The sequence below is a fragment of the Nesterenkonia sp. F genome, from assembly GCF_000220985.1.
Lineage (GTDB): Bacteria > Actinomycetota > Actinomycetes > Actinomycetales > Micrococcaceae > Nesterenkonia.
Map to the genome: position 1 here is coordinate 1 of NZ_AFRW01000123.1, position 22,186 is coordinate 22,186.

The 22,186-nt window shown below is 72.6% G+C and carries 22 protein-coding genes and 2 pseudogenes; 6 read left to right on the top strand and 18 right to left on the bottom strand.

The window, feature by feature from the left end:
• From GU5_RS17715 to GU5_RS0111620, 3 genes and pseudogenes are all read right to left on the bottom strand, one after another.
• Window positions 1–684: pseudogene (locus tag GU5_RS17715) on the bottom strand (hypothetical protein); the annotation flags it as partial.
• Window positions 685–1,376: 692 nt separating this feature from the next.
• Window positions 1,377–1,865, bottom strand: a pseudogene (locus GU5_RS17955) (AAA family ATPase); the annotation flags it as partial.
• Window positions 1,862–3,106, bottom strand: coding sequence for an exonuclease SbcCD subunit D (locus GU5_RS0111620; protein ID WP_010525741.1), 1,245 nt, complete (start codon window positions 3,104–3,106; stop codon window positions 1,862–1,864). The pseudogene GU5_RS17955 and the gene GU5_RS0111620, both read right to left, overlap by 4 nt.
• 168 nt (window positions 3,107–3,274) lie before the next feature.
• Here GU5_RS0111620 and GU5_RS0111625 point away from each other — a divergent pair, with 168 nt between their 5' ends.
• Together GU5_RS0111625 and GU5_RS0111630 are read left to right on the top strand one after the other, a co-directional pair.
• Window positions 3,275–3,817 carry a hypothetical protein gene (locus tag GU5_RS0111625; protein WP_010525742.1) on the top strand — a complete coding sequence of 181 codons (543 nt, stop codon included), beginning with the start codon at window positions 3,275–3,277 and terminating at the stop codon, window positions 3,815–3,817.
• A gap of 34 nt (window positions 3,818–3,851) precedes the next feature.
• Window positions 3,852–4,763 (top strand): ADP-ribosylglycohydrolase, encoded by a 912-nt coding sequence (locus GU5_RS0111630; protein WP_010525743.1) that lies wholly within the window; start codon window positions 3,852–3,854, stop codon window positions 4,761–4,763.
• Between the two features lie 89 nt (window positions 4,764–4,852).
• Here GU5_RS0111630 and GU5_RS0111635 read toward each other — a convergent pair whose 3' ends face one another.
• From GU5_RS0111635 to clpS, 7 genes are read right to left on the bottom strand one after another with little or no spacing between them, the layout of a single operon-like run.
• Entirely contained in the window at window positions 4,853–5,962 is a 1,110-nt protein-coding gene (locus GU5_RS0111635) for an exonuclease domain-containing protein (RefSeq protein WP_010525744.1), read from the bottom strand.
• On the bottom strand, window positions 5,959–6,633 hold the full coding sequence (rdgB, locus tag GU5_RS0111640) for an RdgB/HAM1 family non-canonical purine NTP pyrophosphatase (RefSeq protein WP_010525745.1): 675 nt from the start codon (window positions 6,631–6,633) through the stop codon (window positions 5,959–5,961). The genes GU5_RS0111635 and rdgB overlap by 4 nt, the downstream gene beginning before the upstream one ends.
• Entirely contained in the window at window positions 6,633–7,400 is a 768-nt protein-coding gene (gene rph / locus GU5_RS0111645) for a ribonuclease PH (protein WP_010525746.1), read from the bottom strand. The genes rdgB and rph overlap by 1 nt, the downstream gene beginning before the upstream one ends.
• A 60-nt stretch (window positions 7,401–7,460) precedes the next feature.
• Window positions 7,461–8,285 (bottom strand): MBL fold metallo-hydrolase, encoded by an 825-nt coding sequence (locus GU5_RS0111650; protein ID WP_010525747.1) that lies wholly within the window; start codon window positions 8,283–8,285, stop codon window positions 7,461–7,463.
• Window positions 8,276–9,292, bottom strand: coding sequence for a glutamate racemase (murI, locus tag GU5_RS0111655; protein WP_010525748.1), 1,017 nt, complete (start codon window positions 9,290–9,292; stop codon window positions 8,276–8,278). Before murI ends, GU5_RS0111650 begins: the two co-directional genes overlap by 10 nt.
• Complete coding sequence (locus tag GU5_RS0111660; RefSeq protein WP_010525749.1) at window positions 9,289–10,038, bottom strand: DUF2017 family protein; 750 nt, start codon at window positions 10,036–10,038, stop codon at window positions 9,289–9,291. The genes murI and GU5_RS0111660 overlap by 4 nt, the downstream gene beginning before the upstream one ends.
• Window positions 10,039–10,043: 5 nt before the next feature.
• Window positions 10,044–10,352: an ATP-dependent Clp protease adapter ClpS gene (clpS, locus tag GU5_RS17105; RefSeq protein ID WP_010525750.1), complete on the bottom strand. Its 309-nt coding sequence runs from the start codon at window positions 10,350–10,352 to the stop codon at window positions 10,044–10,046.
• Window positions 10,353–10,370: 18 nt separating this feature from the next.
• Here clpS and GU5_RS0111670 point away from each other — a divergent pair, with 18 nt between their 5' ends.
• Window positions 10,371–11,714: a nicotinate phosphoribosyltransferase gene (locus tag GU5_RS0111670; RefSeq protein ID WP_010525751.1), complete on the top strand. Its 1,344-nt coding sequence runs from the start codon at window positions 10,371–10,373 to the stop codon at window positions 11,712–11,714.
• Window positions 11,715–11,789: 75 nt separating this feature from the next.
• On the opposite strand, the gene GU5_RS0111675 is transcribed toward GU5_RS0111670, so the two are convergent.
• The gene (locus GU5_RS0111675) at window positions 11,790–12,353 is read right to left on the bottom strand and encodes a helix-turn-helix domain-containing protein (RefSeq protein ID WP_010525752.1); all 564 of its coding nucleotides are present in this window, start codon (window positions 12,351–12,353) and stop codon (window positions 11,790–11,792) included.
• Window positions 12,354–12,502: 149 nt separating this feature from the next.
• Between GU5_RS0111675 and GU5_RS0111680 the strand changes: the two genes are divergently transcribed.
• The 3 genes from GU5_RS0111680 to GU5_RS0111690 all read left to right on the top strand — a co-directional run bounded on the left by GU5_RS0111680 (window position 12,503) and on the right by GU5_RS0111690 (window position 14,879).
• Entirely contained in the window at window positions 12,503–13,576 is a 1,074-nt protein-coding gene (locus GU5_RS0111680) for an NAD(P)/FAD-dependent oxidoreductase (protein WP_010525753.1), read from the top strand.
• Between the two features lie 79 nt (window positions 13,577–13,655).
• Window positions 13,656–14,300 carry an isochorismatase family protein gene (locus GU5_RS0111685; protein WP_010525754.1) on the top strand — a complete coding sequence of 215 codons (645 nt, stop codon included), beginning with the start codon at window positions 13,656–13,658 and terminating at the stop codon, window positions 14,298–14,300.
• Window positions 14,301–14,333: 33 nt separating this feature from the next.
• On the top strand, window positions 14,334–14,879 hold the full coding sequence (locus GU5_RS0111690) for a hypothetical protein (protein WP_139084437.1): 546 nt from the start codon (window positions 14,334–14,336) through the stop codon (window positions 14,877–14,879).
• Window positions 14,880–14,907: 28 nt separating this feature from the next.
• Here GU5_RS0111690 and GU5_RS0111695 read toward each other — a convergent pair whose 3' ends face one another.
• The 7 genes from GU5_RS0111695 to GU5_RS0111720 all read right to left on the bottom strand — a co-directional run bounded on the left by GU5_RS0111695 (window position 14,908) and on the right by GU5_RS0111720 (window position 22,127).
• Window positions 14,908–16,650 (bottom strand): DEAD/DEAH box helicase, encoded by a 1,743-nt coding sequence (locus tag GU5_RS0111695; protein WP_050806679.1) that lies wholly within the window; start codon window positions 16,648–16,650, stop codon window positions 14,908–14,910.
• 197 nt (window positions 16,651–16,847) lie between these two features.
• Entirely contained in the window at window positions 16,848–17,243 is a 396-nt protein-coding gene (locus GU5_RS0111700) for a DUF3039 domain-containing protein (protein WP_010525757.1), read from the bottom strand.
• A gap of 87 nt (window positions 17,244–17,330) precedes the next feature.
• Complete coding sequence (locus GU5_RS0111705; RefSeq protein WP_010525758.1) at window positions 17,331–18,338, bottom strand: NAD(P)-dependent alcohol dehydrogenase; 1,008 nt, start codon at window positions 18,336–18,338, stop codon at window positions 17,331–17,333.
• A 168-nt stretch (window positions 18,339–18,506) separates the two neighbouring features.
• On the bottom strand, window positions 18,507–19,763 hold the full coding sequence (locus GU5_RS16055) for a hypothetical protein (RefSeq protein ID WP_010525759.1): 1,257 nt from the start codon (window positions 19,761–19,763) through the stop codon (window positions 18,507–18,509).
• A 32-nt stretch (window positions 19,764–19,795) separates the two neighbouring features.
• A complete protein-coding gene (locus tag GU5_RS16480) occupies window positions 19,796–20,080 on the bottom strand; it encodes a hypothetical protein (protein WP_010525760.1) in 285 nt (94 codons plus the stop codon).
• Window positions 20,081–20,142: 62 nt separating this feature from the next.
• On the bottom strand, window positions 20,143–20,991 hold the full coding sequence (locus GU5_RS0111715; protein ID WP_010525761.1) for an ATP-binding cassette domain-containing protein: 849 nt from the start codon (window positions 20,989–20,991) through the stop codon (window positions 20,143–20,145).
• Between the two features lie 104 nt (window positions 20,992–21,095).
• Window positions 21,096–22,127: a tetratricopeptide repeat protein gene (locus GU5_RS0111720; protein WP_010525762.1), complete on the bottom strand. Its 1,032-nt coding sequence runs from the start codon at window positions 22,125–22,127 to the stop codon at window positions 21,096–21,098.
• Window positions 22,128–22,186 lie beyond the last annotated feature (59 nt).

The following is a 22,186-nucleotide window of genomic DNA, read 5'->3' on the forward strand; positions in this document are numbered from 1 at the left end:
CTGCTCAGGCTGCTCAGGCTGCTCAGGCTCTGCCGCTTCCCCGGCGAGCTCGGTCAACCGTCGCCGCGATTCGGCCACCGCCTCCTCGGCGACGCGCAGCTGCGCCTGGACCTGCTCTCGGGCAGTCTGGGCGGCCACCGCCTCCTGGCGGGCGTCCTCGACCTGCTGCTCGGTGATCGGCTCGGCGTCCTCGCGGCGATGGGCCGGATCGGGATGCTCCGTCGCCCCGCAGACGGCGCAGGGGGCACCGGGCTCGAGCTGCTCGGAGAGCCGCTGGGCGACCAGCCGCAGATGGCGGTCAAGCAGATCGCGGTGGACGGCGGAGGCCTGCTCCCAGGCCGTCTGCCGCGCCTGCAGGTCCGCCCGCAGCACCTCGACCCGGGCCGACCCCGAGTCCCGCTCCTCGACGAGCTCCACGCGGCGTGCGGCCTGCTGGGCGGCGGCCCCGACGGCCTCGACGGCGGCGTCGAGCTCCTCCGGATCGCGACGGGCCGCTTCGTCCTGCTCGATCTCGTCGACGAGGGTGCTCTGCTGGGCGGTCCGCTCGGCCTGCGCGGCGTCGAGCTCCTCCAGCGTCCGGAGGAGCTCGGCCCGGCGCCGTCGACGACGTCGCTGCGCCTTCTCCAGTCCCGCGACGTCGTCGGCGGTGAGCCGGCCGCGCAGCTGGCTGGACTCGGCCAGCACGCTCTCCAGCGCGGTCTCCTGGGCGCTCTCGTCAGGGGCTTCCGCGGCCTGCTCCCCCGCGACGGCAGCGCCTCCGGCACCGAGAGGTCGTCCTGGCCGGCGAGCGCCTCGGCGGCCTCGGCCACCACCACCTCGGCCTCGGCGCGTCGGCGGGCGACGGTCGTGGCGGCTTCGTCCGCGGAATGCACCCAGCGCAGGATCTCGGCGGCCTGGTCGTCGGCGGCGAGCGCGGCGCGGGCGACGGAGATATCCTCATCGGCGCCGCGATGCCGGGCGAACTCCTCGCGGTGCTGCTCCGCGCGCAGCAGCCGCGTGCGACGACGGCGCAGCTCCTCAGCCTCCTCGCCGGCGTGCTGGGCCTGTTCCGCACGCACCGCGGCGTCGACGGCGAGGTCGCGGGCATGCCAGGCGGCGAGCTGCTCGACGGTGTCCTCGAGCTCCTCGGCGGCCACGGCGTCGAACAGTCCGTCCTCAGCGCCTGCTGCGGACCCTGCGAGGGCCGGTCCCAGCAGCTGCGCGGCGCCGTGGCGGACGATCTCGGCATTCTCCGCCGCCCGGGTCTCGACCTGCTCCAGCCGGCGGCCGAGCACCCGTGCCTCCTCCACCGCCTGATCCTCCAGCCGGCGGAAGACGCTGGTGTCGAAGAGCCGTTGGAGCAGCTTCTGCTTCTCCGCGCTGCCGGCGTGCAGGAACTCGGCGAACTGGCCCTGCGGCAGCAGGATCACCTGGGTGAACTGCGCCCGGTCCAGCGGCAGGATCTCGTGCATCTCCTTGCCCACGGCCTGGGTGCCGCTGGTGGCCTCGCGCCAGACGGCGCCGTCGTGCTCCTGCAGCACCGCCGTCGGATTGCCCTTCACGCTGCCGTGCTTCGCCCGTCGACTGGGCCGGGTGTGCTGGGGCGTGCGGGTGATCCTGCGCCGTCGCCCGTCCAGGCTGAACTCCAGGACCACCTCCGGGATGCGGCCGGGCGGGGCGTGGTGGCTCTGCAGTCCGCGCGCGTCGCGCCGGCCGGGCACGTCGCCGTAGAGGGCGAAGGTGATCGCGTCCAGCACTGTGGTCTTGCCCGATCCGGTGCGACCGTTGAGCAGGAAGAGCCCGTCGGCGCTCAGCGCGTCGAAGTCGATGCGCTCGGTGCCGGGGAAGGCGCCGAAGGCCGTCAGCGTCAGGGCGTGGATCTTCATCGCACCCCTCCGGTCTCGGCGCGGACGGCGGCCAGCGCCTCGTCGATGAGTCCCCGCTCCTCCTCCGAGGCGCCGCGCCCGCGGACGTGGGCGAGGAAGGCCCCGACCACCTCCGGCTCGGTGCGGGCGGCCTCCACCGCCGCGGAATAGGTCGGCGGCTCCTCCGGACGCTGGGGAGGACGGTGGGTGAAGGTCGCCAGATGCGGGTAGGCCTGCTGCACCCGCTGGTGGGCGCGCTCGGGGCGGATCTCGTCGGTCAGCGTGATCTGTACGAAGGACTCCGCGTGGGCGGCGACGGTGTCTTCGTCGAGGATCTCGTCGATCGTTCCTTCGAGCCGGGCCAGCGGTCGGCCGATGGACCAGTCCAGCGGGCGAGGTTCGACCTCCGGCGTCGCGCTGTCCCAGAGCCAGGCGCCCTTGGCCTGGTCGGTCTCGGAGAAGGAGAGGCGCAGCGGCGAGCCGCTGTAGCGCACGGTCTCGCTGAGCCGCTGACGCCCGTGCAGATGCCCCAGGGCGACCTGGTCGAAGCCGTCGAAGACCTCCAGCGGGACCACGGCCAGCCCGCCGGCGGTCTCCTCGTCGTGGATGGCCGACTCGCCGGTCGGCACGTCGGCGCCGATGATCCGCTCGGAGTCACTGCCCACTCCGCGGGCCGCGAAGAGATGGGCCATCACCACGGTGCGCACCGGCGCTTCCGGGACGACGCCGTCGACCGAGCCGGCGGCGACCTGCTCGGCGCGGGCGGCGACGTCGGCACGGATGCGGTCGGTGACCGCACGCATCACCGCAGTGTGCGTCGCCCGCGCCAGGCCCAGGCGAGGGCCGATCAGCTGCGGCTCCAGATACGGGATCCCATAGACCAGCTGCAGCGCCGAGCCGTCGGGCTCGGGCAGCATCACCGGGGTCCAGGCGTCCTCCAGGGCGGTGCGCAGGTGCACGCCCGAACGGCGCATCAGCGCCGAGCCGAAGCCCAGTCGCCGGGCGGAATCGTGGTTGCCGGAGGTGATGATCACCTGGACGCCGGTCTCGACCAGGCGCTTCAGGCAGTCCTCGAGCATGGTGACCGCCCACTCCGGCGGCAGGGCGCGGTCGTGGACGTCGCCCGAGACCAGCAGCACGTCGACCCCCTCCTCCACGACGGCGGCGCAGACGGTCTCCAGCATCTCCTGCTGCGCGTCGCGCAGCGAGGTGCCGTGGAAGCCGCGGCCCAGGTGCCAGTCGGAGGTGTGCAGCCAACGCATGGCTCCACCGTATCGACGGGGCCGGACGCATCGGCCCGCGGCGCGCGTGTGACGTGGATCCGGCCCCGCGCCTGACGGCCGGAGGCGCATCGGACCCTCCTGCCTCCAGGCTGATTCCAGAGACTGTCTCTGCCGCAGTTCTGACGTGTCGCCCCGAAGAGGAGAAGTGTGCCGATCACCCCGGAGGAGATCGACGCCGCCGACGCCCTCGTCCGCGAACGATTCGACCACGCACGTCTCGTCGAGGCGTCCCTGGCGTCCGGAGACTCGCGGACCGGGGCCGCCAGGCTGGCCCGATGGGCACCTGACGCCTCCGAAGCGCAGGTGGATCACCTGGTCGCGGAGGAGTCGCAGGACGAGACGGTGTCGATCTCCGTGCGCACTGTCCGCGATCTGCCCAGTCCTCATGTCCTGCGGCGCATGCACGGTCAGGCGATCATGCAGCGCAATCATGCCCGGTACCGGCCCTCCGCCGTCGGCGCGACGGATGAGGCCCGGGCCGTCAGGATCAGTCTCGACGGAGAGCCCGTCGCAGCGCTGCGCTGGGACGAGGAGGAGAGCTGGTGGCTCGCCGCCGACCTGGCGGACGGCACCGCCGTCGTCGTCACCGGGACGGTCGGCACACCGGTGACCACTGAGCTGCGCACGGTCACCGATGTGGAGCCGCTGCTGGCCGCCCGCCGCAGACACCTGCTGCCCACGCCGGGCTGACCGACTGGATCCACAGACGTGGTTGGATAGTGCCGTGACACCACCGAGCCCCTCCCCCACGCCGTCCGAGCACCCCGAGACGCCGCAGGCCTCGGCAGCTGATCTGCTGCTGATCGAGCGGCTGCCGTCGGTGCTCGCCGCCGCCCTGCCGGACGAGGACTCGGGACAGGGATCGAACCGGAGACAGACGGAGGCGCCGGCCGACGGCTCGTCCGAGGCATCGTCCGCGTCCGACGCTGCGGTCCACGCCGAGGCGCTGCATCAGCTCTGCCTGGCCGACGGGCTCCTGGAGCTGCTCGACTGGACGCACCAGGGCGTCGGCGCCGATCCGCTGGCCTGCTTCTGGCTGGCCGCGCTGCGCTGGCACCGGCTGGTCACCGGCGGCTTCCCCGAGGCGGCCCCGCGTCCGCCGTCGCGCAGCGTCGACGAGCAGCTCTCGGCCCGGCTGCGCGCCGCGGGCAGGACCTCCGGTCCCCAGCAGGATGGCGCCGTACCCCTGGCGGTGCGCCCCGGCACCGAGACCCCCGGCGTCGACGGTCTGGCCGCCGGGGAGATGGCCTATCCCACCGCACCGGCGCAGCCGGAGCTCGACGACCCGACGGTGCTGCTGCGTCTGGTCCCGCTGGCGCTGGTGCCCTATATCGACGATGCGCTGCGCGAGCAGTGGGTCCGCCAGGCGACGGCTCTGACCCACGGGCATCCGCTGATCCTGGACCGCGCGCAGCGCCTGGTCCATCTGTTCCGCCGCGCCGCCTCTGCTCCGGCGGCCGAGCTCGCCGAGCATGCCGACTCGCTGGGCGGCGAGCTCGACGAGCTGCTCGCCGGCGCGGAGGGCGAGGCCCCGGTGAGCTCGACGCCGCGCAGACGCTGCGCCGCCAGCTGCAGGCGCTGCTCGACCTGGCGCAGTCGCCGATCGCCGACGACGGCGACGTCCCCGCCGCGCTGACCGAGCTGGTCGCCGAGTGGCGGAGGGTCACGCTGCCCGCCGGCTGACCGGCCGGCAGGAGCAGTCGCCCGGATCGGGCCGCCGACCGGTCAGTCGGCGAGGTCGCGGGCGATCGGCCACGCCTCCCCGAGCAGCTCGGCGAGCTCCGGCTCGGAGAGCAGCCGGATCGGCTGGCCGCCGGCGAGGCGGCGCAGCGCGTCACGAGCCTTGTTGCTGGCCAGCGGGCCGTCGAGCAGCACCGGAGCCTCGGCTTCCCCGCCGAGCACGCCATCGGCCTCCCTGACGTCGCTGCTGACCGACGCCAGCTCCTCGCCCACGGCGCCGTCGCCGACGACCAGCATCGTGGTGCCGGCGGTGACCCGGGAGCTCGTCCGCGCCCCGTGGGCGGCGACCAGACGCTTCGCCTCGCCGCGGGCCACGCCCAGGCCGCCGGTGAAGACCAGGTGCTGGCCGTGCAGCGGGTGGGCGGGATCCGCCCCGACGGCGGGCGGCAGGTTCTTCCCCTCGTCCTGCCAGCGCATCAGGTCCGGCAGCTGATCGTCGGGGACGGTGATCCGCCGGGCGTCGAAGATCGGGCCCATCGTGCGCACCTGGCGCGTCGCCCGCGACTCGCGGGCCGGGCGTCCCTGCCAGCGCGGCAGGTCATGGGTCTGCAGTCCCAGCGAACCGGCGAGGCCGTCGAGGTCGTCGGTCCCGCGCCGCGCGGCGATGTGCACCGCCACGGCCGCACAGGCCCGTGCGTCGTCGAGGGCATGATGGTGGTGGCGCAGCTCGTGGCCTGCCGCGGCGGCCGCCGACGGCAGCGCGTGGGAGTCCAGAGCCAGGACCTCCCGGGAGAGCTGGACGGTGCACCAGGCGCTCAGCCCCGGCGAAGACATCCCGCTGACCTCCAGCGCCGAGCGGAAGACCTCGATGTCGAAGGCCGCGTTGTGCGCGACCAGCACGTCCTCGCCGACGAACGCTGAGATCTCGGCGAAGAGTTCGGCGAAGCGGGGGCGGTCGGCCACCTGCTCGGCGCTGATCCCGTGGACGGCGACGTTGGCCGGATCGAAGCGGTCGAATCCCTGCGGCGGACGCATCGTCGCATAGTGGGCGTCGACCTCGACGCCGTCGCGCACCCGCACCAGTCCGATCGAACAGGGGGAGCCGCGGAATCCGTTGGCCGTCTCGAAGTCGACGGCGGTGAAGTCCAGGCTCACCGGCCGCCGTGCTCCTGACCGGGCCACTGATGGCCGGCCGCCTCGCCGGCCAGCGCCGCGGCCATCGGCGCGCGCAGAGCCGCGAAGGCCTTCCCCCGGTGAGAGATGGCGTTCTTCTCGGCCATGCTCAGCTCCGCGCAGCTGCGCGTCTCGCCCGCCGGACGCAGGATCGGGTCATACCCGAACCCATCCTCTCCCCTGGGCTCAGTCAGCAGCGTCCCCTCGAGGCGACCATGACGCACGATCTCGGTGCCGTCGGGCAGCACCAAGGCCGCGCAGCAGACGAAGGCCGCCGCCCGATGCTCCTCGCCGATGTCGGCCAGCTGCTCGAGCAGCAGCTGCAGGTTCCGTGCGTCCGAGGCCCGCGCCCCGGCCCAGCGGGCGGAGAAGATGCCGGGCGCCCCGCCGAGGACGTCGACGGCGAGCCCGGAGTCGTCGGCGACGGCGGCCAGACCGGTCTCCGCCGTGACGGCGCGGGCCTTCAGCAGGGCGTTCTGCTCGAAGGTCACCCCCGTCTCGGCCACCGGCGTGCAGCCTGCCGTGCCGGCGTCGACGACGGCGCTCTCCAGGTCCACACCGGCGTCCGAGACCTCCGGGGCCTCGGCCAGCAGGGCCTGCAGTTCGCGCAGCTTGCCCTGATTATGGGTGGCCAGCACCAGGGACGGGTGCATCAGGGCCGCCCCGGCGTCGTGGGCAGCTCCTCGGCGAGTGCCCGCCGCTGGTGCTCGGTCAGCTCGGCGGTGCCCTGCAGGGCGAGGTCCAGCAGCCGGTCGAGCTCGCCGCGGCCGAAGGCCGCGCCCTCGGCGGTGCCCTGGATCTCGACGAAGTCGCCCTCGCCGGTGGCCACGACGTTCATGTCCGTCTCGGCGGTGGAGTCCTCGGTGTAGGGCAGGTCCAGCACCGGGGTGCCGTCGGGCAGGATGCCCACGGAGATCGCGGCCACCGAGCTGGTCAGCACCTTCGCCGATCGGGCGACGTGTCCCTTCCGGCGAGCCCACTCGATCGCGTCGGCCAGCGCCACGTAGGCGCCGGTGATCGCCGCGGTGCGGGTGCCTCCATCGGCCTGCAGCACGTCGCAGTCCAGCGTGATCATGTTCTCCCCGAGAGCCTCGGTGTCGACGGCGGCGCGCAGCGCGCGGCCCACGAGTCGGGAGATCTCGTGCGTGCGCCCGCCGATCTTGCCCTTGACCGACTCGCGCGGCGAGCGGCTGCCGGTCGCCCGGGGCAGCATGGCGTATTCGGCGGTGACCCAGCCGCTGCCGCGGCCCTTGAGCCAGCGCGGCACCGTCTCCTCGAACGACGCCGTGCACAGCACCCGGGTCTCGCCGAACTCGATGAGCACCGAGCCCTCGGCGTGGGTCGACCAGCCGCGGGTGATGCGCACCTCGCGGAGCTGGTCAGGGGTGCGTCCGTCGCTGCGCAGATGGTTTTCAGTCACGCGTGTTCTCACAGTCCTCTCGGGAGTTCGGGGGGCTCAGTGGGGCTCAGGGGCCCGTGGTCAGGCATCGGCGACGGTTCGTCGCGGCGGGGCCGGCTCGACCTGGTAGGTCACGCCGGCCACGGCCACGGCGAGCTCGCCGTCGTAGACTTCGCGGGCCTTGTCCAGCAGGGTCCGCTGGGAGGTCCAGACCGGGATGTGGGTCAGCAGCATGCGCCCGACGCCGGCCTCGGCGCCGGTCAGCCCGGCGCGGCGTCCATTGAGGTGCACGCCCTCGAGATGGTCGTCGCGGCCGTCCTCGAAGGCGGCCTCGCAGAGCAGCACGTCGGCGCCGCGGGAGGCCTCGATCAGCCCCTCGCAGGCGTCGGTGTCGCCCGAGTAGGTCAGCGTGCGGACCTCGCCGCCGGCCCCCTCGGCGACCTCCACGCGCAGCGCGTAGGCCTCCTCGATGGGATGGCGCACCGGCACCGGGGTGATGGTGAAGGGACCGACCGTCTCCGGGGTGCGCGACCGCCAGTCGCGGAAGTCGAAGTCCGGGTGCATCCCCGGGTCGGTCTCCAGCCCGTAGGCGCTGGCGATGCGCTCGTCGGTGCCGGTGGGCCCGTAGACCGGGACATGCTTGCCGGGCCAGCCACCGGGGCGCCAGCGGATGGCCACGTGCAGCCCGCAGAGATCCATGAAGTGATCCGGGTGCAGATGCGTCAGGCAGACTGCGTCGAGATCCTCGAGCGCCATGTGCTGCTGCAGCTTCCCCAGCGCTCCGTTGCCCAGGTCCAGGATGATCCGCCAGGTGCGGCCCTCGTGCTCGGCGCTGAGCAGATAGCAGGACGCCGGGGACTCCGGCCCGGGGAACGACCCGCTGCATCCGATGATCGTCAGTTCCATGTGCTGCCCAGCCCTCGGTCGACGTCTCCGCCGGCGGGACGCGCACCCGCCGCCGGGTCGGCCGACTGTCCGGCGGCCCCGGCGGAGACGGCGTCCCCCGACGATCCTCTCGCTGCCGCCAGCATATCCGGGGTGATCCTCCGGATCACACCGGTGGGATAGGTCTCGGTGACATGGTCGATGCGGCGCACGGAGGCCACCTCGGGCCCCAGGAACCGTCGAGCGAGCTGCTGGAAGGCTTCGGCGTCGCCGGTGGAGAGGAAGCTGTGCTCGCCCGCGTCGGGCGTGTCGCCGGGATTGAGCAGTCCGTGGCGGGTCAGCGCCACGAAGAGGTCCTTGGCCGTCTCCTCCGCCGAGGAGACCAGCGTGACCTTCTCGCCCATGACGTAGGAGACCACGCCGGTCAGCAGCGGGTAGTGAGTGCATCCCAGCACCAAGGTGTCGACGGCGGCCGCCTGCAGCGGGGCCAGGTACTCCTCGGCCAGCGCGATCAGCTCGTCGGAGGCGGTGATGCCGCGCTCGACGAACTCCACGAACCGCGGACAGGCCGCACCGTGCACCTGCAGGTGCGGCGCCGCGGCGAAGGCGTCCTCATAGGCGCGCGAGCCGATCGTCGCAGAGGTGCCGATGACGCCGATGCTGCCGCTGCGGGTCGCCGCGGCCGCGCGTCGCGCCGCCGGCTGGATGACTTCGACCACGGGGATCCCGTACCGCGCGGTGTAGCGTTCCCGCGCGTCGCGCAGCACCGCCGCCGAGGCCGAGTTGCAGGCGATGACCAGGGCCTTGACCCCGGCGTCGACGAGTTCGTCCATCACGCCCACCGCATGGGCGCGGACCCGGGCGATGGGCAGCGGCCCGTAGGGACCGTGGGCCGTGTCGCCGATGTAGATCAGCCGCTCGTCGGGCAGCTGGTCGAGCACGGCGCGGGCGACCGTCAGGCCGCCGACGCCGGAGTCGAAGATCCCGATGGGGGCCTGACGGCCGCGATCGTGGCCGCCGACCCTCATGCCCGTCGGCCGTCCGCGGCTCCACCCTCGGCGTCGCCGTCCCCGCCATCGTCGGGCAGCGCCTCGAGCATCGCCGAGAACAGCGTCTCCTGCAGCCAGGTGACGAAGGTGTAGACCTCGGCCATGAACGTCTCCTCGTCGCTGCCGCCGCCGCGCACCGCGCGCTGCTGGACCGCCTCGGCGTCGGATTCGTCCTCGACGCCGAGCCGGGCGGACAAGGTCAGCCGCACGTCGTTCAGCGCCCGACCGAGCATCGGCGCCTGCTCGTCGGTGACCTGCACCGGCGAGGACTCGAGCAGCATCCGGGCGGTGCGCAGATCGGCGATCTTCGCAGCGCGCAGCGAGGACTCGCTGAGCCGGCGGAAGCGGCCGGCCTCCTCGGCGTCGGTCGAGGCGTCGGGCAGCAGCCGGCGCAGCACCGGGTCCTCGGGCGCGGAGAGCGAGTCGTCGCCGTCGAGGCCGGCCAGCTCGGCGCTGAAATGCGCGAAGACCGAGTCGTCCATGCCGATGTCGGCGGGCGCGTCGGCGGATGCGTCGGCGGATGCGTCGGCGGATGCGTCGGCGGGCGCCTCGATCGGCTCGCTCGCCGGCGCGTCGTCAGAGACGTCGGCGTCGTCGGAGACGTTCCGGGTGCGCCCCTCGAGGATCGTCACGACATCGCCGCAGAGACGGCTGAGGAGCCGGCGCTCGTGCTGCTCCAGCTCGGCGCGGCAGCCGCGGGTGGTGGGACGGAAGGCAGTGGCCACGTCGCTCAGCTCTCCTCGAGGGTGGCCTGCAGGCCGTAGTGGTGCATGGCGGTCACATCGCGCTCAGCCTGCTCACGGCTTCCGGTGGCGACGACGGCGCGGCCCTTCTCATGGACCTGCATCATCAGCTCGTGGGCGCGAGAGGACGAGTGGCCGAAATAGGTGCGGAAGACCCAGCTGACGTAGGACATCAGATTCACCGGGTCGTTCCAGACGACGACGTGATACGGACGCTGCGCCGCGGCCCGGACCGAGGACTCCTCCTCGAGGTCGGTCTCTCCGCGGGCGAGCGTCGACCCTGCAGTGGAGCTCATGGCCGATATTCTACGCTGGTGACCGTGACACAGACATCCGAGGCCGCGACCGCCGGGCCCGGCGACTCCACCGCGCTGCGCACCGACCAGTACGAGCTGACCATGGTCCAGGCCGCCCTGCGGTCCGGGGCCGCGCATCGACGCTGCGTCTTCGAGGTCTTCGCCCGCAGCCTGCCGGCCGGGCGCCGCTACGGTGTGGTCGCCGGCACCGGCCGGCTGCTCGAAGGGCTCGCCCGCTTCCGCTTCACCGAGGAGCAGCTGGGCTGGCTCGACGACCGGGGCATCGTCGACGCGCCGACGCTGGAGTTCCTGCGCGACTACCGCTTTTCCGGCACGATCACCGGCTACGCCGAGGGCGAGGTCTACCTGCCCCACTCCCCCGTGCTGCGCGTCGAGTCCAGCTTCGCCGAGGCCACGCTGCTGGAGACCTATCTGCTCTCGGTGCTCAACCACGACTCCGCCGTCGCCTCGGCGGCCTCCCGGATGACGCTGGCCGCCGGCGACCGCCCCTGCGTCGAGATGGGCTCGCGCCGGACCCAGGAGGCCAGTGCGACCGCCGCGGCGCGGGCGGCGATGATCGTCGGCTTCTCCGGCACCTCGAACCTGGAGGCCGGCCGCCGCTGGGACGTGGCCACGCTGGGCACCGCGGCCCACGCCTTCACCCTCCTGCACGACTCCGAGCAGGAGGCCTTCGCCACGCAGGTCGAGGCCTTCGGCCCGTCGACCTCGCTGCTCGTCGACACCTACGACGTCGCGGCAGGCGTCCGGCGCGCGGTCGAGGCCGCCGGCGCCGAGCTCGGCGCCGTCCGGCTGGACTCCGGCGATCTGGTCGAACAGGCCCACGAGGTCCGCCGGCTGCTCGACGAGCTGGGGAACACCTCCACCCGGATCATCGTCACCTCCGACCTGGACGAATACGCCATCGCCCGACTGCAGTCCGCGCCGGTGGACTCCTACGGCGTGGGCACCCAGCTGGTGACCGGCTCCGGGGCGCCGACCGCCTCGATGGTCTACAAGCTCGTCGAACGCACCGACGCCGACGGCGCCGCCGTGCCCGTGGCCAAGACCGCGGTGGGCAAGCGCAGCGTCGGCGGAGTCAAGCACCCGCTGCGCACCTATGGGGCCGACGGCTCCGCCACCACCGAGCTGATCGGGGTCGGCGGCGCCCCCGACCCCGAGGGACGCCGAGCGCGGGAGCTGATGGTCCCGCTGGTCGTCGACGGTGAGATCCGCGCCGAGCACACCGGCGCGTCCGGCGTCGAAGCCGCCCGCGAGCGCCATCGCGCCTCGGTGGCCGAGCTGCCCACGGCCGCGCATCGGCTGCAGGACGGGGAGCCGGTGCTGCCGACCGTCTTCGACTGAGGCCCCCGTTGCGATGACTCCGTGGAAAGCGCGGGAAAGCCGACGCATTCCCACCCGTTCCGCGGAGTCATCGCGTCATGGTGAGGACGAGACGCGGGTGCGGAAGTGCTCGCCGGACTCGTTGAAGATGCCGATCACCTCGGCCGACTCCGGGCCGGGAGCACTGAACGCGTGCGGAGTGACGGTGTCGAACTCCGCGGCCTCTCCCGGATGCAGCATGATCTCCTGCTCCCCCAGCTGCAGACGCAGCCGACCCGAGATCACATAGCACCAGTCGTGGCCGGGGTGGCTGTGGAGCTCCTCGGCGGGGAGCGGCGGACGCGGGGCATAGGTCAGCTTCATCGTCTGCACGGGCGCGGTCTCCGGCGAGAGCGGCTGGACGTGCATCTCCTCCTGCCGCCAGCCGTCACGACGCACGCGCGGGTCGCCCGGCTCGACGGCGAGAAGATCGTCGACGGCGATCCCCAGGCTCCGCGTCAGCGGCAGCAGCAGCTCCAGACTGGCCTGGCGTTTGCCGGACTCCAGCCGCGAGATCGTGCTCGCCGAGACGCCGGCGGACCGGGCCAGGCGGTCCAGGGTCCAGCCCCGCCCGGTGCGCGCGGCGCGCAGCCGCAGCCCGACCTGAGAGAGCGCGTCCATCCGTCCTCCTGTCTCGATCGCTGCTTCGAACCCTGCCTCGAAGCCTGCCTCGCGCGCCGGAGCCGGCGTCGCTCCTCCCAGCATGGGAGATTCTTGCCGATCCGGCAAGATGCATTTCTGAGATCGAGTCGCAGGAGGAGGATGAAGCCATGAACACCTCATCCCCCGCATCCTCCGCCGTCCCCACGCCCCACACATCCGCCGACCACGATGCGGTCGCCCCCTCACGGCTCCATGACGTCATCGTCCTCGGCGGCGGCGCGGCCGGTCTCTCCGCGGCCGTCGCTCTGGGCCGCGCCCGGCGCGACACCCTCGTGCTGGACACCGGTGCCCCGCGCAATCGCTTCGCCGCCGGCATGCATGCCGTCCTCGGCCACGAGGGCCTCGACCCGGCCGATCTGCTGGGCCGCGGACGGGCCGAAGCGGCCGCGTACGGCGTCTCCTTCGCCGAGGCCGGCGCGGTGGAGGTCGTCGAGTCGGCCCCGGCGGCCGACGATTCCCCGGACGCCGCGGCCCCGCGGCCGCTGCACGTGACCGACACGACCGGCGTCGTCCGCCGGGCGCGCGCCGTCGTCGTGGCCACCGGAGTGAGCGACCGACTGCCGGAGATCCCCGGTCTCGCCGAGCACTGGGGCACCGCTGTGCTGCACTGTCCGTACTGCCACGGCTGGGAGGTCGGCGACGCCCGACTGGGAGTGCTGGCCGCCGGCCCGATGAGCCTGCACCAGGCCGAGCTGATCCGCCAGTGGAGCGACCGACTGACGTTCTTCAGCGCCGCGGCCGAGCCCCTCGAGCAGCAGACCCTCGACCGGCTCGCCGTCCGTGACGTCGTCGTCGAGCCGTCCGCGGTGGTCGAGGTCGTCGGCGACGGCGAGCGCCTGCACCACGTGGAGCTGGCCGACGGGAGGCAGGTGGCCCTCGACGCACTGTTCACCGCCGGCGAGCTGATCCCGCACGACGGCTTCCTCGACGCTCTCGACCTGGAACGCGCCGACACCCCCGTAGGCCGCTTCCTGGCGGTCGACCAGGGAGGCAGGACCAGCCATGGGCGGATCTTCGCCGCCGGCAACGTCGCCCAGCCGATGGCCAACGTCCCCACGGCGATGAGCACCGGCACCATGGCCGGCGCCATGGCCAATATGACCCTGGTCACCGAGGACTTCGACCGAGCCGAGCGCCATCGGCGGGGTCCGACGCAGGACGCTGTGCGCGACCGCTTCTGACTCCCCCGCCAGCCGGTGTCCGGCTGCGCGGCACGTGCAGTAGCGTGGAAGGGACAGCCCGCCGACAAGGAGGATCATCATGGCCGAGGCCCTGATCATCGTCGACGTCCAGCATGACTTCTGCGAAGGCGGCGCGCTCGCCGTCGAAGGCGGCGCGCGCGTCGCCGGCGAGATCAGCGAGCATCTGGAGGACGCCCACGCCCAGTACGAGGCCGTGGTCACCACGCAGGACTGGCACATCGACCCCGGATCGCACTTCTCCGACGATCCAGATTTCCGGACCTCCTGGCCGGTGCACTGCGTGGCCGGCACCCACGGGGCCGAGCTCCACGACGACCTGGACACCGACCACGTCGACCAACCCTTCCTCAAGGGGCTCTACAGCGACGGCTATTCGGGCTTCGAGGGCCTGGTCGGCGATCCGGAGAAGGTCGGCACGCTCGAAGGCGAGAAGGGCACCAAGGTCGGCGCCGCCGACGCCGTCGCCGCCGACGCCGAGGATCTGCACGCCTGGCTGGCCGAGCGGGAGATCGACGCGGTCACCGTGGTCGGGCTGGCCACCGACCACTGCGTGCGCGCCACCGCGCTGGACGCGGTGGAGAACGGCTATCAGGTGCGGGTGATCCGCGAGCTCACCGCCGGCGTCGACGCCGCGGCAGTGGCCGAGACCTATGAGGAGTTCGCCGAGGCCGACATCGAGGTCGTCCGGCTCGACGAGCTCTGAGCACCGGCGAGAGCCGACGAGCACGGAGGAACTGTGGAACGAAAGCGACAGAGGACATCCCCGGCGACGGCGGGGCTCGCAGCGCTCGGAGGGGGCGTGCTGGCCGTGGTCCACGTCCTGGCGACGGGCCTGCTCGGCGTCCAGGTCATGGCGGCCGAGCTCGGCATCACCATGAGCGCGACCAACGAGGTCATCTCGGTCACGGGGACGCGCACACCGGGACTCCCGCTGCTGGGCATCGCCGCGGTCGGCGCCGCCGTCTACGGTTTCGTCGCCGCGCTCCCGCGCCGTCGGGCTCCGGGCGTGCGCCTGGGGCTGCTCGGCGGCTTCCTCGTCGTCGGCACCGCCCTGTGCCTCTGGTCCTTCACGATCACGACCGACGCCTCGCAGATGCCCGCCCCGGTGGACCTCGCCGGCGGCTGGCAGGGGTGGATCCAGCACGGCGGCGAGAACTCGGCGGTGCACCTGCTGCTGGTGATCGCGCTGGCGGCACTCGTGCCCGCAGTCCGCGCCCTGATCGCCGACCGGAGAGCGCCCGAGCCGCAGGGCCGGCCGGCCGGGGCGTCGGCCCGCGGCTGAGCTGTCGCCGGGCCCGACCCGGCTGAGCTCACTTCCGTCCGACGAACCAGTTCTGCAGCTTCTTCAGCCGCTCCTCCAGCTGCGTCTGGGTCGCCTGGCCCACCTGCGGGCCGCCGCAGGCCTCGCGCAGCTTGTTGTGGATCGTGCCCTGGTGCATGCCGGTCTTCCCGGCGTACGCCGAGACCGACTTGTTCAGCTGGCCGCGCAGCTTCTTCAGCTGTCGGTGGTCGACGACGTCGGCCGCCCGATCCTGCGCATCCTGCGGGCGCCGCTTGATCTGCTCGGCCTGATGCTGGCGCAGCAGCGTGGAGACCTGTTCGGGCTCGAGCAGCCCCGGGATGCCGAGGAAGTCGCGTTCCTCGTCCGAGCCGACCTCTCCGCCGAGACCGAACTCGTCGCCGTCGAAGAGCACGCGGTCGAAGGAGGCGTTGGAGTCCAGCGCGGCGAAGGAGCCGCGGGCCAGCTCGTCGGAGGCCTTCTCCTCCTTCTCCGCCTCCTCGAGCAGATCGTCGTCCAGCCCCTCCTCCTCATCGGTCTTCTGCGCCGACTCGGGGACGTCGAGGGCATGGTCGCGCTCGGCCTCCAGCTCATTGGCCAGATCCGTCAGGGTCGGCACCGAGGGCAGGAAGACGCTGGCGACTTCGCTGGCGTTGCGCCGACGCACGAAACGCCCGACCGCCTGGGCGAAGAACAGCGGCGTGGACGTCGAGGTCGCGTAGACCCCCACGCAGAGCCGCGGCACGTCGACGCCCTCGGAGACCATCCGGACGGCGACCATCCAGAGCTTCGAGCCGTCGGCGGTGAACTCCTCGATGCGCTCGGAGGCTTCGTCGTCGTCGGAGAGCACCACCGTGGTCTTCTGGCCGGTCAGCTTGTCCAGCTGGGCGGCGTAGGCCCGAGCGTGCTCGTGATCCGTGGCGATGACCAGCCCGCCGGCGTCCTCGACGCGGTCGCGGACCTTCAGCAGCCGCTGGTGCGCGGCGGCCAGCACCTGTGGGATCCACTCGCCCTCGGGGTTCAGCGCGGTGCGCCACGCCTGCTGGGTGATGTCCTTGGTGGCGGCCTCCCCCAGCTGGGCCTCCATCTCCTCGCCCTCGGAGGTGCGCCAGCGCATCGTCCCCGAATAGGCCATGAAGACCACCGGGCGCACGACCTTGTCCTGCAGCGCCGGGCCGTAGCCGTAGGAATAGTCGGCCTTCGAGCGGCGCACTCCGTCGGCGTCCTCGACGTAGTCGACGAACGGGATCGGCGCCGTGTCCGAGCGGAACGGCGTGCCGGTCAGCGCCAGCCTCCTCGCCGCGGGTTCGAAGGCCTCACGGATGCCGTCGCCCCAGGACAGCGCGTCGCCGGCGTGATGGATCTCGTCGAGGATCACCAGCGTGCGGCCGGCGTCGGTCTTGTTGCGGTGCAGCGCCGGCTTGTTGGCCACCTGCGCATAGGTCACCGCGACGCCGAGGAACTGGCGGCCGTGGCGGCCATCGGAGTTTTTGAAGTTCGGGTCGATCGCCAGCCCCAGGCGCGAGGCGGCGTCGGCCCACTGATGCTTCAGATGCTCGGTGGGGGCGACGACGGTCAGCCGGTTGATCTCGCCGGAGTCGACCAGCAGCTTCGCCACCCGCAGCGCGAAGGTCGTCTTGCCGGCTCCCGGGGTCGCGACGGCCATGAAGTCCCGCGGCCGTCGCTCGATGTAGAGGTCCAGCGCCTCCTGCTGCCATTGGCGCAGCTTCGGCGCCGTGCCGCGCGCCGCCCGGTGAGGATAGACCGGCGGCATCGACGAGCCGACGTCGCTGCCGACGTCGAAGAGCGACTCCGTCTGAACGCCCGAGGAATCAGTCACAGCTGTGCAAGCACCCTTGGAAGGTCGGGGATGGTGGATCTGCCGTCGGCGGAGCGGGCGTGGCGCCCGCGCACACGGCACCCGCCGGACGACCGCTGGGCCGTCCGGCGGGTGCCGGGCGAAACGTCGGACTACTTGTTGCGGCCGAAGCCGAAGAATCCGCCGCCGGATTTTCCGGATCCGGAGTCGGAGTCGTCGTCGCCGCCCTGCAGCTCCTCGTAGATCTCCTTGCACTCGGGGCAGACCGGGAATCGCTGCGGGTCGCGGGAGGGCACCCAGACCTTGCCGCAGAGGGCGACGACGGCGTCGCCCTCCAGCGCGGACTCCATGATGCGGTCCTTCTTCACGTAGTGGGAGAACCGCTCGTGGTCGCCGGGCTCGGCCTGCTGCTCCTGCTGCTCCCGCTCGATCGTGGCGGCGCCGCCGGAGGACGGCGCGGCGTCCGGGTCGGCGGTGTGCAGACGGACGTCGAGGTCCTCCTGGCCGGAGACCTCGGCGGCGGAGTGGCTGTGCGCATGAACCATCATGTCCCCCATTCTACCGGCCCGCGGCGACTCGGCGAGATCCGGTGCGGACGCAGACCTCCGGTCCCGGTCTCACCAGCCTCACCGGTCTCAGTGCTCCAGGACGATCTTGCCGACGTGGCGTCCAGACTCCTGGTGCCGGAAGGCCTCAGCCATCTGCGCCAGCTCGAAGCTGCTGTCGATCAGCGGACGGATGCCGGTGGTCTCCAGCGCCCGGACCAGCTGCTGCTGATGCGCCCGGCTGCCGACGGCGACTCCGTGCAGCGTGGCCTGCCGGCCCAGCAGCGCACCGGTGGGCACCTCGCCGGTCACCCCGGTGAGCACGCCGATCTGCCAGATGTCGCCGCCGACGGCGACGGCCTGCAGCGACTGCGGCAGCGTCCCGGCGCCGCCGACCTCGACGACGTGGTCGACGCCGCGGCCGTCGGTGAGCTCGCGGACTCGGCGCCCCCACTCGGGGTGCTCGGTCCGGTCGATGGTCGCCCCGGCGCCGAGCTCCTCGAGCCGACGCCGCTTCGCCTCCGAGGAGGTGGTGGCGATGACCTCGGCGCCCATGGCGCGAGCGATCTGCAGCGCGATGATCGACACGCCGCCGGTGCCCAGCACCAGCACCGACTGGCCGGCACTGAGCCCGCCGTCGGCCACCAGCGAGCGCCAGGCGGTGACCCCTGCCGTGGGCAGCGTCGCGGCCTCAGCATGGCTCCAGCCGGCCGGCGCACGGGTGAAGGAGGTCGCCGGCCGGACCACGATCTGCTGGCCGAAGCCGTCGATCCCGTCGCCGGGCACTTGGGAGAACTCTCCTGTGGTCGGCGGCCCGTCGAGCCAGGTGGTGAAGAAGGTCGAGACCACGGCGTCGCCGACGACGAACGCCTCGACGCCGGCTCCGACGGCCTCGACCTCGCCGGCGCCGTCGGCCATCGGCACGCGTCCGGAGGCAGTGGGCATCAAGCCGGCGACGATCGCGTAGTCGTGGAAGTTCAACGAGCTGGCGTGCACGCGCACGCGGATCTCGCCGGGTCCGGGCTCTCCCGGATCGACGACGTCCTCGACGACGAGACGGTCGAGTCCGGCGGAATCGGGGACGGTGACACGGCGCATGGGGGTATTCCTCTCGTGCAGGAGACGACGGCGGACCTCACCGGACGGCGACGTCCGTCCGGGCCAACAGCGCCCGCGGCGACGCTGTTCCTGCGCTCCCGCTCCCACGACTCGCCCGAGCCGGCGTCGGCCGTCGCACCGTCCACGCCGGCTGCGGCCGACTCGCCGTCAGTCGCTGACCTGCTGGAAGAGCTCGGGCTGGTGCCGGTCATAGACGCGGGCGCCGAGCCGGATGCCCAGGATGAGCAGCCCGAGGCCCTTGAGCAGCGTCACGGCGAGGAGCACCGGCACCAGCCAGTCGAGCTCGGCGAACATCCAGACGATCCAGAGCACGAGCTCGGGAAGCATCGTGGCCGCCATGACCACCATGGAGCCGAGCTGCACCATCATGGTGCGCCCCGCGGCCCCGGGCGGCTGCTTGAACGGGCTGTCGCCGGGCCGCGGCACCGGATAGGTGAAGCGCGCCGAGACCAGGCTGGAGATCCCTGTGGAGGCGAGGAGCAGTCCCAGACTGACCGCGGTGGTCAGCACCACCGCCGTCGCGTCGCCGACCAGGGCCGCGGGCACGATGGCGGCGATCAGCGTCGCGGGCACCGCGAAGGCCAGCAGCGCGAGCGCCCGGCCCAGCCGATCGTCGATCCCCCGCACTCCGGCGGTGACGTGCAGGCTGAAGGCCGAATGGTCGTAGGAGACGTCGGCCGAGATCCCGAAGCCCAGCATGAACGCGACGAGCAGACCCAGTCCGTAGAGCGTCCAGTCGGCCTGGCTCTGCAGATGCAGCATCACCGCGACGGCCACCAGGCCGGGCAGCACGATCAGCGAGCCGCCGTAGCGCGGATCGCGCATCCAGTAGATCAGCGCCCGCGCCGCGACGGCCGCCCAGGGCCGGTCCGGGACCAGGCCCAGCACCCCGAGCCCACGCCGGCCTGCGGAGCGCGAGGCCGCCGGAGGACGGGGGCGCTCGGTGATCCGCACCAGCCCCGCCCGGATGACGAGTAGCGCGACGGCCATCGTGGCGACCACGATCACCAGCCGCAGGCCGACGGCGGCCCAGTCGCCGGCGGCGACGTCGGCAGGCACCGCGGCGGCCGCGCCCAGCGGCGTGGCCGCCAGCACTGTGGTGATCGTCGGCAGCGCGTCGGCCAGCGTGTCGAAGGAGTTCTGCACGGCAGTGGTGATCGGCCAGATCATCACCGCGAGGCCCACGCCGAGCACCGCGAACAGGTCGCGCGCGCGGCGTCCGGAGAACCAGGCGCTGGCCGCGGTCGTCGCGGCCTGGCTGAGCAGGCTGAGCATGCCCAGCAGCACCGGGGCCATGACCAGCGCGGCGAGCATCGCCCCCGGATCGGCGCGCCAGTACAGGATGTGGCCGGCCTGCCAGAGCAGGGTGAGCACGGTGGAGATGGAGACCAGCCCGCAGAGCACCAGTGCGAGGACGAGCTGCCTCCGGCCGATGCCTAGGGGATCAGCTGACGCGGATCGATCACGCTGTCGCCACCGGTGAGGAAGAGCGGCACCAGCACCCAGATCAGCGTCGCTCCGGCGCCGAGCAGCACGGAGACCGTCGCCCGGGTGTCGACGGGGACCTCCTGACCGCCGGCGAACCCCAGGCCCCCCGCGATCATGCCCACCACGCCCAGTCCGTAGAGCAGCGCGAAGATCGTGCCGACGATCTGCCAGGTCGAGCGCATCATGCCGTTGCCCAGCAGCCGCAGCTTCAGCCGCAGGATGGTGGCGATCATGCTCGGCGGCCTCGTCGGTCCCGTCGGAACCGTCGGAACCCTCGGAGCGGCCTCGGACGGGGTCACAGGCGCAGCCACGAGAGCTCCTCTCCCCCGCCTTCGGCGCCGACGAGTTCGACGAAGCGGCTCTCCAGATCAGCCTCGCCGCGGACCTCGTCGGTGGTGCCGGCGTCGAGCAGCCGCCCGTCGGCGATGATCCCGACATGGCTGCACATCCGCTGGACCAGGTCCATCACATGCGAGGAGAGGATGACTGTGCCGCCGGAGGCGACGTAGCTGTCCAGCAGTCCGCGGATGGTCCGAGCCGAGACCGGGTCGACGGCCTCGAAGGGCTCGTCGAGCACCAGCAGCTGCGGGGCGTGGATCATCGCCGAGGCCAGGCCGATCTTCTTCGTCATGCCGGCCGAGTAGTCGGCGACGAGCTTGCCGGCGGCGTCGGCGAGCCCGAGCACCTGCAGCAGGTCCTCGGTGCGTTCGGAGACGGTGGCGCGGTCCATCCCGCGCAGCAGCCCGGAGTAGGTGACCAGCTGCCGGCCGGTGAGCTTGGTGAACAGCAGCACGCCGTCGGCGAGCACGCCCATGGCCTGCTTGGCCCGCTGCGGGGAAGCCCAGACGTCGACGTCGCCGACGGCGGCATACCCGGAGTCGGGCCGCAGCAGACCGGTGGCCATCGACAGCGTGGTCGTCTTGCCCGCACCGTTGGGGCCCACGAAGCCGTAGAACGAGCCGCGCGGCACGGCCATGTCCAGCGCGTCGACGGCGAGCGTGTCGCCGAAGCGTTTGGTCAGCCCGTTCAGGGTGAGCGCCGGCGTCTCGCCGGTCGCTCCGCCGGACAGATCGGAGGGTGCCGGTGCGGCGGAGTGCTGAGGGCCCGCGGCGGTCGACGTCGCCGACGAGCCGGACGGTGGCATGCTCATCATGTCCGGCAGACTAGGCCATGCGAACGAGCATGCCATCCGTCGCAGGGATGATCCCGCCGGATCGGCGCCTCACCGGTGTCCGCTCGTCCCGCCCCTCAGAACAGCGCGCGGGCGAGCTGCTGCCGCGACTTGTTCACCCGCGGGTCGGAGTCGCCGACGATCGAGTACAGCTCGACCAGATGCGCCCGGGCCGTCTCCCGGTCCTCGCCGGGGTGCTGCTGGATGAAGCGCACGAGTCGGGCGAAGGCGTCCTCCACATGGCCGCCCAGCACGTCGACGTCGGCCACGGTCGTCTGGGCGTCGACGTCGTCCGGCGCGTCGGCGGCCGCGCGGCGGACCTGCTCGACGTCGACGTCCTGGGTGCGCTTCATGAGCTTCACCCGGGCCAGGCCGAGCGTGGCGTCCTCGTCGGCGGGCTTCTGCCGAAGCGCCTCCTCGTAGGCGGCGATCGCGTCGTCCAGGTCCCCGGCTTCGAGGGCGTCATGGGCCTTCTGATGCTCCGGCGGCAGCTCCGGCTCCGCCTCGGTGCCGCCTGCGGCTCGAGCGGACTGCGGCGGCAGCACCTCGGTCATGCCGTTCTGCGTCGCGGCCTGGACCAGCTGCGGAACCAGCTGATCCAGCTGCTCGGCCGGCACCGAGGAGTCGAACTCGCCGACGGGACGACCGCCGAGGAAGGCAGTGGCCACCGGCACCTGGTCGGCGCCCTGAGCCTGGGCGATCTCCGGGCTGGAAGCGTCGATCTCGGCCATCAGCACGCGCCCCTGCTGGGCGTCGACCGCGTCCTCAAGCCGGGTGCGCATCTGTTCGGAGGCGTCGTCGGCACCGTGGATCAGCACGATCACCGGTGCCTGCGACGAGAGCTGCACGACCTGCTGCAGCTGCTGGGCCTGCACGGCGATCACCCAGCTGTCGGCGCCCTGACCGCCGCCGGAGGCGGCCGGCTGCTGCGCCGCCTGCGGCGCCGGCCGGCTCGCTCGACTCTGCTGGCCCTGCTGGCCGCCGGCCAACGACGAGAGGTCGACGGCGCCGCGCGAATCGACTCCGCGCGGTTCATCGGCGCCGCCGGCGGGCGCGGCGCCGGCGCGCGGGTCTGCGGAACGCGGGTCCTCGGGTCCGGGCTGGGTCACGGGGCACTCTCCTGTGCTGCTGGTCGTCTCTGCTGGGATCCTGCTCTGCGGGAATCCGG

Bases quoted from the DNA above. Each gene is read 5' to 3' on its own strand.
- GU5_RS0111620 (WP_010525741.1), bottom strand. From the start codon at position 3,106: ATGCGTTGGCTGCACACCTCCGACTGGCACCTGGGCCGCGGCTTCCAC.
- rdgB (WP_010525745.1), bottom strand. From the start codon at position 6,633: ATGCACCCGTCCCTGGTGCTGGCCACCCATAATCAGGGCAAGCTGCGC.
- GU5_RS0111650 (WP_010525747.1), bottom strand. From the start codon at position 8,285: ATGGAACTGACGATCATCGGATGCAGCGGGTCGTTCCCCGGGCCGGAG.
- murI (WP_010525748.1), bottom strand. From the start codon at position 9,292: ATGAGGGTCGGCGGCCACGATCGCGGCCGTCAGGCCCCCATCGGGATC.
- clpS (WP_010525750.1), bottom strand. From the start codon at position 10,352: ATGAGCTCCACTGCAGGGTCGACGCTCGCCCGCGGAGAGACCGACCTC.
- GU5_RS0111675 (WP_010525752.1), bottom strand. From the start codon at position 12,353: ATGGACGCGCTCTCTCAGGTCGGGCTGCGGCTGCGCGCCGCGCGCACC.
- GU5_RS0111680 (WP_010525753.1), top strand. From the start codon at position 12,503: ATGAACACCTCATCCCCCGCATCCTCCGCCGTCCCCACGCCCCACACA.
- GU5_RS0111685 (WP_010525754.1), top strand. From the start codon at position 13,656: ATGGCCGAGGCCCTGATCATCGTCGACGTCCAGCATGACTTCTGCGAA.
- GU5_RS0111695 (WP_050806679.1), bottom strand. From the start codon at position 16,650: ATGCCGCCGGTCTATCCTCACCGGGCGGCGCGCGGCACGGCGCCGAAG.
- GU5_RS0111700 (WP_010525757.1), bottom strand. From the start codon at position 17,243: ATGATGGTTCATGCGCACAGCCACTCCGCCGCCGAGGTCTCCGGCCAG.
- GU5_RS0111705 (WP_010525758.1), bottom strand. From the start codon at position 18,338: ATGCGCCGTGTCACCGTCCCCGATTCCGCCGGACTCGACCGTCTCGTC.
- GU5_RS16480 (WP_010525760.1), bottom strand. From the start codon at position 20,080: ATGATCGCCACCATCCTGCGGCTGAAGCTGCGGCTGCTGGGCAACGGC.
- GU5_RS0111715 (WP_010525761.1), bottom strand. From the start codon at position 20,991: ATGCCACCGTCCGGCTCGTCGGCGACGTCGACCGCCGCGGGCCCTCAG.